General features: G+C 49.7%; 7 protein-coding genes. 2 read left to right on the top strand and 5 right to left on the bottom strand.

The features are described from left to right. Nucleotides 1–204 precede the first annotated feature (204 nt). Nucleotides 205–714, bottom strand: a complete 510-nt coding sequence (locus ACWB0I_RS15030) for an acyl-CoA carboxylase biotin carboxyl carrier protein subunit (protein ID WP_479388892.1) — start codon at nt 712–714, stop codon at nt 205–207. Between the two features lie 2 nt (nt 715–716). After that, entirely contained in the window at nt 717–2216 is a 1500-nt protein-coding gene (gene accC, locus ACWB0I_RS15025) for an acetyl-CoA carboxylase biotin carboxylase subunit (protein WP_479388891.1), read from the bottom strand. A 138-nt stretch (nt 2217–2354) separates the two neighbouring features. On the opposite strand from accC, the gene metH reads away from it, so the two are divergent. Then, on the top strand, nt 2355–6032 hold the full coding sequence (gene metH / locus ACWB0I_RS15020) for a methionine synthase (RefSeq protein ID WP_479388890.1): 3678 nt from the start codon (nt 2355–2357) through the stop codon (nt 6030–6032). A 56-nt stretch (nt 6033–6088) separates the two neighbouring features. Further along, complete coding sequence (locus ACWB0I_RS15015) at nt 6089–6787, top strand: DUF6901 family protein (protein WP_479388889.1); 699 nt, start codon at nt 6089–6091, stop codon at nt 6785–6787. A 153-nt stretch (nt 6788–6940) separates the two neighbouring features. Here ACWB0I_RS15015 and ACWB0I_RS15010 read toward each other — a convergent pair whose 3' ends face one another. From ACWB0I_RS15010 to ACWB0I_RS15000, 3 genes are all read right to left on the bottom strand, one after another. Next, complete coding sequence (locus ACWB0I_RS15010) at nt 6941–7489, bottom strand: macro domain-containing protein (protein ID WP_479388888.1); 549 nt, start codon at nt 7487–7489, stop codon at nt 6941–6943. A 245-nt stretch (nt 7490–7734) separates the two neighbouring features. Further along, the gene (pncA, locus tag ACWB0I_RS15005) at nt 7735–8355 is read right to left on the bottom strand and encodes a bifunctional nicotinamidase/pyrazinamidase (protein WP_479388887.1); all 621 of its coding nucleotides are present in this window, start codon (nt 8353–8355) and stop codon (nt 7735–7737) included. A 2-nt stretch (nt 8356–8357) separates the two neighbouring features. Next, nucleotides 8358–9767, bottom strand: a complete 1410-nt coding sequence (locus ACWB0I_RS15000; protein ID WP_479388886.1) for a nicotinate phosphoribosyltransferase — start codon at nt 9765–9767, stop codon at nt 8358–8360. Nucleotides 9768–10334: the final 567 nt, after the last annotated feature.

Raw genomic sequence — 10334 nt, 5'->3', positions numbered from 1 at the left:
TCGAGTTACGTTGCGATTGCGAATTGTTTGCAAGTGTATGGGATTCTCAGGATGACATGCCGGCACGTGCCCTCACCGCCCGGGCACAACCTGCCCCTTGGTAAATTAATTCGTAATTCGTAATTTTTAATTAAAATGCGCCCTTTGCGGTTTTTTTAAGGTTGCAGCCTTCCTACCCAGAAAGATTTATTGAGAGTTAAAAACTCAATCGGTTTTTTTCAGCAAAACCAGGTCCTGATTCTGTTGAACCGTTTGTCCCGGCTTGACAAAAACCTCTTCCACCAGACAGCTACAGGGCGCTTTAATCAAGTTTTCCATTTTCATGGCTTCCAGAGTCAAAACGGATTCTTCCTTTTGTAAAGAGGCCCCGGGCTCGACAAAAACTTTGGTTACCAGGCCGGGAATGGGCGCTTTAATAATCTGCTCTTTAGGTTCGCTGCGCTGCGCTTTTACCAGCTGGTTGATCAGCAGGTTCTGCTCATCCTGCACGCTGGCGCTGATCAGTTGCCCTTCGGCAAACAGGCGGTAAGCTCCGTTAGAAGGCTCCAGGTACAGCACATAGCTTTTTCCGTTCAACAAAAGGGAAAAGCAACCTTCAGCAATCTGCACCCAATCGTAGGGTATTTCTCGAGTGTTCTGATTGGAAATTTTCCCCGTTGCTTCGTCATATTCAAAACTTAATTCCTGTGAACCGATTTTAACCACGTATTTCATTGTTACCTCGCATTTTTCAGGCGGCCTACCATTTTCCACTGAGAAACGGTTGATTGGCTGTTGTTCTGAGACACTTTAACCGACTTTTTGGGTCTCTTCACATGTCCCAGCAAAGCGGCCAGAGCCAGGGCCTCGCGCTCCGGCAGATCATTCTGAAACAGATCGGCCCGGTGTTCATCAATAAAGGTAGTGCTTAACTCTCCTTTTTGAAAAGCAGGGTGCTCAATGACTTTGAGCAGAAAGCCAATATTGGTCGTAATGCCCGCCAACTGGTACTCTTTCAGAGCGCGAATCATTCTGCGGACTGCCTGTTGGCGATCGGCCCCCCAGGCAATCAGTTTGGAGATCATAGGATCGTAGTAAAGAGAAATTTCACTGCCCTGCGTAACTCCGGAATCTTCGCGAATTCCGGGGCCCATAGCCGGACGTAGAAAAGTAATTTTCCCCGGCGAAGGTGAAAAATTGTTTCCGGCATCTTCCGCGTATAGGCGACATTCAATGGCATGGCCGTAAAAATCGGTGTAGGACTCTTTAACGGCCAATTTTTCTCCGGCCGCCACCAGAATCTGCTGTTCCACCAAATCAAGGCCGGTTACCATTTCCGTTACCGGATGTTCCACCTGCAGACGCGTATTCATTTCCAGAAAATAAAACTGTCCGTTTTGATCGAACATAAACTCGATGGTGCCTGCATTCTGGTAGCCGCAGGCGCGGGCAGCTTTGATGGCTGCTTCTCCCATCTTCTGGCGTAATTCGGGCGTCAACACAACCGAAGGCGCCTCTTCGATGATCTTTTGATGGCGCCGCTGGATGGAGCATTCGCGCTCGCCTAAATGCACAATATGGCCATGTTGATCCGCCAGAATCTGAAATTCGATGTGACGCGGTTTTTCCAGATATTTTTCGATGTACACACTGGCTTCGCCAAAAGCCGATTGCGCTTCCCGCGCTGCCCCCTGCAGAGCGTCCGGCAGTTCCTGCGCTTTGTGCACCAGACGCATGCCCTTTCCCCCTCCACCGGCAGAAGCTTTTAAAAGAATGGGAAAGCCAATCTCCCCTGCTACCTGCAGCGCTTCTTTTTCCGATTGCACCGGTTGCAGGGTACCCGGAATGGTCGGCACACCGTGTTCACGCATCAAAATGCGGGCTGCAGTTTTGCTGCCCATCAATTCAATGGCTTCCGGCGGCGGACCGATAAAGGTCAGCCCCGCCTGCTGAACGGCCCGCGCAAAATCGGCATTCTCAGCCAGAAAGCCGTATCCCGGGTGGATGGCCTGCACCTGATGTTGCAAGGCAATTTCGATGATTTTATCGCCTCGCAAATAACTCTCTGCCGATGTCACACCTCCCAGAGGATAGGCTTCGTCGGCAAATAAAACATGCGGACTCTTCCGATCGATTTCAGAATAAACCGCAACCGATTGAATTCCCATGTCCTTACAGGTACGAATAATCCGTAAGGCAATTTCACCGCGATTGGCAATAAGAATTTTCTTAAACATAGGTCTCCCAAAGATGAATATCCCACACCAATTTAACGGTTTAAAAAACTAAATTCAATCCTATCCAAAAGCGCGTCTTGCAACCTTTGGCAAAATAGATTAAGTTTGCACCATAATTATTCAAAAACGGTAGAAAAAATGCAAAATAAAGAAGAGTACATTCGTTCGCAATTAGAAAAAAGGATTCTGGTGTTAGATGGCGCCATGGGCACCATGATCCAGCGCTATGGCCTGAGTGAAGAGGACTTTCGTGGGCAGCGTTTTAAGAACTGGCCCACAGACCTCAAAGGCAATAATGACTTGCTGAGTTTAACGCGACCCGACATCATCAGAGAGATTCACACAGCCTATCTGGACGCCGGAGCCGATATCATCGAAACAAACACCTTCAATGCCAACGCCATTTCTCTGGCCGATTATCAGATGGAAGGTCTGGTTTACGAAATGAATTACGCCGCAGCCCGGCTGGCCCGCGCAGCAGCCGACGCCAAAAGCAAAGCCACGCCAGATAAACCACGTTTTGTCGCCGGTTCGATTGGCCCGACCAACCGCACGCTTTCCATTTCGCCAAAGGTAGAAGACCCGGGCTACCGCGAGGTAACCTTCGATCAGGTGGCCGAAGCCTACTACCAGCAGGCCAAAGGCTTGATTGAAGGCGGCGTCGATTTGCTGCTGATTGAAACGATTTTTGACACGCTGAACGCCAAAGCCGCCCTTTACGCCATTGAACAATGTTTTGAAGATCTGAACACCCGCCTGCCGGTGATGATCTCCGTGACGATTGTCGATAAAAGCGGGCGCACCCTTTCGGGACAAACCTTAGAAGCCTTCTGGATTTCCATTAAGCCCTTCCCCATTTTCAGCGTGGGGCTCAATTGCTCACTGGGCCCCGAAGAAATGCGGCCCTTCCTCGAAGAGTTGAGCAACATGGCCGATGTGTACGTTACTCTCTATCCCAACGCCGGTTTGCCCAACCAATTTGGAGAATACGAAGCCACGGCCCGCCAGATGGCCGCGGTATTACAGGAATACGCCGCTCAGGGCTGGTTGAACATTGTGGGCGGTTGTTGCGGCACCACGCCTGAGCACATCCGCGCCTTTGTTCAGATTGTGCAAGATTTGCCACCGCGTAAGATTCCACAGGTTCCGATTTACACGCAATTCAGCGGTCTGGAAGCCTTAACCATTTTGCCCACCAGCAACTTCATCAACATCGGCGAGCGGTGTAACATCGCCGGTTCACGTAAATTTGCCCGCCTGATTCGTGAAGGCAACTTTGAAGAGGCCGTAGCCATTGCCCGCAAACAGGTGGAAGACGGCGCCCAGATTTTAGACGTCAACATGGACGAAGGGCTGATCGATTCCGTTGAAGCCATGAAACGCTTTTTAAATTTGATTGCCGCCGAACCCGATATTGCCCGCGTGCCGATCATGATTGATTCCTCACGCTGGGAAGTTATTGAGGCCGGATTAAAATGTCTACAGGGAAAATCGATCATCAACTCCATCAGTCTTAAAGAGGGCGAAGAGACCTTTTTACAACAGGCCCGCCAGGCGCGACGCTTGGGAGCCGCCGTGCTGGTAATGGCTTTTGACGAAAAGGGCCAGGCCGACACTCTGGAAAGACGCATCGAAGTTTGCACACGGGCCTACAAATTGCTCACCGAAAAAGTCAATTTTCCTGCGCAGGACATCATCCTGGACCCCAACATCTTCGCCGTGGGCACAGGCATGAGCGAACACGCCAACTATGCGCTGGATTACCTGGAAACGGTGCGCTACATCAAGGCGCACCTGCCCTATGCTAAAGTGAGCGGCGGGGTGAGTAATCTTTCCTTTTCCTTTCGAGGCAATAATGTAATTCGTGAGGCCATGCATTCGGCCTTTTTGTACCATGCCATCCAGGCTGGTATGGACATGGGCATCGTCAACGCCGGACAGATTACCGTTTACGAAGACATTCCCAAAGACCTGCTGGAGCGCGTGGAAGACGTACTCTTTAATCGTCGACCCGATGCTACAGAACGCCTGATTGCCTTTGCCCAGCAAGTTCAACAATCCGGAAGTAAAGAAGAAAAGAAATTAGCCTGGCGCGAAAAAGCGGTGGAAGAGCGATTGCAATACGCCCTGATCAAAGGCATTACCGAATTCATTGAAGCCGATACCGAAGAGGCTTACCAGAAATACGGCGATCCCATCAAGGTCATTGAAGGACCGCTGATGGAGGGCATGAAAATCGTTGGTGATCTGTTTGGCTCAGGCAAGATGTTTTTGCCGCAGGTGGTCAAAAGCGCCCGCGTGATGAAAAAGGCCGTGGCCCATTTAACGCCTTACCTGGACGCCCTCAAACTGCAAACCGCCTCCACGGCCAAGGGGAAAATCTTGCTGGCCACCGTTAAAGGCGACGTGCACGACATCGGTAAAAACATTGTAGGAGTAGTGCTGGGCTGCAATAATTACGAAATCATCGACCTGGGCGTCATGGTGCCAGCGGACAGGATCATCGAAGCTGCCCGTGCTCTGAAGGTGGACATCATTGGCCTGAGCGGTTTAATCACGCCCTCATTGGACGAAATGGTCCACGTAGCTCGTGAGCTGGAGCGTCAGGGATTTGATCTGCCGCTGCTCATTGGCGGGGCCACCACTTCTCAAAAACACACGGCCGTTAAAATTGCGCCCGCCTATTCCCGCGGCTTAGCCGTTTACGTCCCCGATGCTTCCCGCTCGGTGGGCGTGGTTAGCCATCTTTTAAATCAGAAAACGCGCGAACAATTCGCCCGCACGCTACGCAAAGATTACCAGAAGATAGCCACAAGCTTTCGCCACCAACGTTCGAGAGCAAAACTGATTCCCATTGAAGAAGCGCGCCGCAACCGACTAAAGCTCTCGTTCAGCCCACAAGAAATTGCCACTCCAAAATCCGGCGGGATACACATTTTGAACAACTACGACCTGGAACGTTTACGGGAACGCATCGATTGGACGCCCTTTTTCAGCGCCTGGGAGTTGCGCGGTAAATATCCGGACATTCTGAAACATGAAGAAGCGCAGAAATTATTTACCGATGCCAACCGCTTACTGGACGATATCATCCAGAACCAATGGCTTCAGGCCAACGGCATTCTGGGCATCTTTCCGGCCAACGCCCTGGGCGATGACATCGAAGTTTACGGCAATCCTCAACGGACACAGCTGCTGGCAGTGGTGCACACATTGCGTCAACAGATGCAACGTAACGGCAAAAAAGCAAATTTTGCCCTGGCCGATTTTATTGCCCCCAAAGAGAGCGGAATCAATGATTATCTGGGGTTTTTTGTGGTCACCGCCGGACTCGGCCTGCAGGAGGTGGTCAAACATCTGGAAGCCGATCACAACGACTACCAGATCATCATGCTAAAAGCTCTGGCCGATCGCCTGGCTGAAGCCTTTGCCGAGCACCTGCACGAACTGGTGCGCAAACAGTATTGGGGTTACGCCCCCGATGAACAGTTAACCAATGAACAAATCATCGCCGAAAAATATCGGGGCATCCGCCCGGCGCCGGGCTACCCGGCCTGTCCGGATCACACAGAAAAACAGACTATTTTCGAAATTCTACAGGCCAGCGAAAAAATTGGCGTTACGCTCACCGAATCGATGGCCATGCAACCCGCAGCCTCTGTATCCGGCTACTTTTTTGCTCATCCCCGGGCCCGCTATTTTGGCGTTGGTAAAATTGGCCTGGATCAATTGCAGGATTACGCACATCGTAAGGGGATGAGCCTGGAAAAACTTAAGCGCTGGCTGGCGCCCATCCTGATCGAAGATGAGGGTTAATTTTTCTGAAAGTCTGTCGATCATATTGAAGAGTTAACTAACACGGCTTTAATAGAATGGCAAAGAAAAAAGACAAACGCTTACACTTTATCTATCGTTTTCTATTCGATACCGGCAAAACGCTTAGTTTTGATATCGAACTGGACGGCCAATCTCTGGAAATCATTCCCAAAAATTCGTTTAAACCTTCCAGGTTGTCGCATCTGGACTTTCATCAGTGCGCCAATTGCCCTCTGAAAAAGGAAGATCATCCCTATTGTCCGGTAACGCGAAACCTGGAATACATCCTGAGAGATTTTAAAGACATTATTTCTTATGAAAAAGTGACCGTTTTAGTGGAAACCCCAGAGCGCACCTATTCCAGCCGCACCTCCGTACAACACGGGCTGGGCTCCATGATGGGCATTTTCATGGTCAGCAGTGGTTGCCCTATTCTGGGCAAATTAAAGCCCATGGTGCGTTTTCATTTGCCGTTTGCTACTCTGCCCGAGACCATCTTCCGGGCGGCCAGCACCTACCTGTTAGGGGAATTCATTAAGTACAAAAAGGGCCAGAAGGCAGATTGGGACATGAACGGCCTGATTCAGATTTATTATGAAATTGAAGAAGTCAATGCCGGTCTGGCCAGCCGCTTCCGCGCTTTTTCTGGTCGCGATGCCCACCTGAACGCCTTAATCGCACTGGACGTCTTTGCCAAAGAATTACCGCAAACCATTAAAGAGAGTCTGCGGGAATTCGAATACCTTTACCAATAAACGGTCTTTCCCGGCCTATCATTTTTAAAAATTGCGGTAGCCGCAGGTCTCAGGCTTACGCCTGGGGGTTCCCATGATTTCGACTGGGGCCCCGAGAAAGTCGGAACGAAACGGGAAAATCTTTTTTTTAAAAACAGAGCAGGGATGCCAGGCCTACAATCCACGCTCGCTCAACAACCTTTCCAGAACCTCCTCATGGGTCTTTAAATCCGAGGCACTGTACAGCACAAAGCGTATCTTTTTAACATGCTTCAACTCAGGCGCCTGATCAAGAACAGTGCTGAGGGCTATCTGAGCCGCTTCTTTGACCGGGTAGCCAAAAATGCCGGTGGAAATGGCCGGAAAGGCGATGGACTCAATGTGATTTTCTTCGGCCAGTTTTAAAGAATTTCTGTAACAATCGGCCAGAATTTTTGCCTCCGGCCTGTCCGTTCCGTAAACCGGGCCCAGGGTGTGAATGACATAGCGATTGGGCAAACCGTGCCCCGAGGTAATGACCGCCTGACCGGGCCGAATGGGAGCCAGAGGTTTACACTCTTCATAGAGTCCCGGTCCGGCGGCCTGATGAATGGCGCCGGCCACTCCCCCACCGGGCGCCAACATGGCGTTGGCCGCATTGACCACCGCCTCCATGTCCGACTGACTGGCAATATTTCCCTGAACCAGTTCTAAAATTACAGAGCCGATTTTTACCTGTTTCATCGGTCCTCCTCTCGTCCATGGTACTGACGAATGCCTCTGGACATTGCCTTTGAAAATTTAACAAAGAAGTATAGTTAAAAAATTTTTCGGAAACAAATCCTGGTAGAAAATGCTCCTGCCTGTTTACGCCAACTCCATTACTCATTCTATTTACTGTCAGAAAAAATTCGTAATTCATGAGGATAGATTCCTTTTTCCAGTGTTAGGGATTTCTGCTTTCACAGAGTCTCGAGCTGAAGCTCGGGTTACGGTGCGCTAACCAGATCTTTACTTTCCAGAATGGTTACGCCTTTTTGGCGCATGGTTTGCATGGCCTTTTCAAAATTTTGCCAGTCCAGGGGACGGGTGGCGTCTTTGACCAGATATGTTTTGAAGCCCAGATCGGCCGCATCTAAAATGGTGTAATTTACGCAAAATTCGCCGGCCAGTCCGACCACAAAAACTTCATCTACGCCCCGCCCTTTCAAGAAATCTGCCAGGCCAGTGCTTTTTTTGCGCCCGTTGTCAAAAAAGCCGCTGTAGCTGTCGATGTTTGGATCGGTACCCTTGCGTAGTATGGCTTCAACCGGATTGGTGTTCAACCCGGGCACAAAATCAGCTCCGGACGAGCCCTGCACGCAATGATCCGGCCATAAAATCTGTTGCAGGCCGTTCAATTCAATCACATCGTACTCTTTTTTTCCGGGATGATTGGAGGCAAAACTGCCGTGATTTTGCGGATGCCAGTCCTGTGTGGCCACCACCAGATCAAACAGCGGCATAATTTTATTGACTATCGGGACAATCTGATCCCCTTCGGGCACGGGCAGAGCCCCTCCCGGGACAAAATCATTTTGAATGTCCACCAGAATTAATGCACGACTCATGTTCAATCCTCCCCTCGAAATTGTTTGACCAGGGCATCGCGTAACTCCATCAGCCGTTTACTGATGCCGACTTTGTAAATGTGTGGATATTCAAACCGTTTATGCTCAGGAGGCAACATTTTCAGTCTCTCCCGCGTACGCTGCGCGATATTCTGCACCGTTTCCATAGGCATGGTTATTTGTCCGTTCTCCATTACTTTGATGAACAACTCCTCCTCTCGGAGACCCGAAACTTTAAAATGTTTTTCTTTTTCAAACGGATGGTAGATGCAATCGATCTTTTGCTCATCATCGAGCACAATGGCGTCGGCTAAAAAACCGCCTTCACCGTTGGAATAGCGAATCACGCGTTTTTTGCCTGGCAGTGTAGATTTAATTAGAGTATCGGAGATTTTCATGCGTGGTTCGTCATCGAGCAGACTTAACTTGTAAACGCCGTCCAGGGCGGCATCCGGCTGCCCGGTGATGAGTCGCGTGCCCACCCCAAAAAAATCAATGGGCGCCTTTTGCTCATTCAAACTGCGAATCACAAATTCATCCAGCTGATTAGAAACGGCAATCTTCACATAGTGCAGACCGGCTTCATCGAGCATGCGCCGTGCCTTTTTAGAAAGGTAGGCCAGATCGCCGCTATCGATGCGAATGCCGACCAGCCTGTGCCCTTTTGCTTCCAATTCTTTGGCCACGGTAATGGCATTGGGCAGGCCGCTTTTGAGGGTGTCATAGGTATCGACCAGCAGAACACAACTGTCCGGATTAAAACGCGCATACTCACGGAAGGCCGTTAACTCGTCGTCAAAGCTCTGCACAAAGGAATGGGCCATGGTACCCACGGCCTTAAGGCCGTAATGAAAGGCAGCCAGCATATTGGAAGTGGAATCGCAACCGCCGATCACGGCCGCCCGACTGGCTTGAATGCCTCCCAGACCGTGCGCTCGACGCAAGCCGAAATCGCTGACGGCCTGGTCACCGGCAGCCAGGCGGACGCGCGCGGCTTTGGTGGCAATAAGAGATTGAAAGTTTAAAACATTCAAAATCAGCGTTTCGACCATTTGCGTTTCGATCAGATTGCCCTCAACACGCAGCAGGGGTTCCACAGGAAAGGCAATCTCGCCTTCGCGCATGGCGTGAATCGTCCCTTTAAAACGAAACTGCCTGAGATAGTCGACAAACTGCGGATCAAAACCATCGTCTATTAAAAACTGCGCCTCCTGCTCCCCAAAACGCAGATTATTCAACATCTCGAGTAAATCCTGTAGCCCGGCAAATACCAGGTACCCGTTTTTAAAGGGTAGTTGGCGGAAAAAATAGTCGAAGCAGGCCTTCTGATGCATCCTTTTATTTTTAAAATGGGTCTGCGCCATGGTCAATTCGTATTTGTCGACCAGCAGACCAATCTGCTCACATTTCACTGCTATCACCTCCGCTCTGATCTTTATTTTTCATTACCGATTTTACAACAATCAACAACAAAATTCAAACAGCACGGATTTAAATGCCATTTATTTGAAATAGGAATCCCGTAAAAACAACTAATGCAGGAAGGCTGCAACCTTTAAAAAACCGCAAAGGGCGCATTTTAATTAAAAATTACGAATTACGAATTAATTTACCAAGGGGCAAGTTTGCTCAGGCGGTGAAGGCCTGGGCCGGCATGTCATTCTGAGAATCCCTTACATTGGCAAACCATTTGCAGGCGCAACGTAACTCGATTTTCGGCTCGAGGCTGTGTAAGAGCGATGACAGGCACTCTTTAACCATTACACTCTTATACTCTTATACTTTTAATTCTTGCCCTCCAACAGCGGAAGTCTTTTCACAAATGAGCCATCACCCCATCGATCTTTAAGGCGAGCTTTTGTTTTAAAACCCATCCCCCAGGCCCTGTCCCCTTTAAAAAAGGGAACAGGGAGTTATAATCTTTACAATGTAAATTTTGATTTTTAAATGTTCATCTACTTTAACTTTTGGGAAAGCTT

It is taken from the genome of Caldithrix sp., assembly GCF_056497305.1.
Note: the sequence above shows the minus strand (reverse complement) of the source record. Positions and strands in the feature narration are given on the sequence as shown.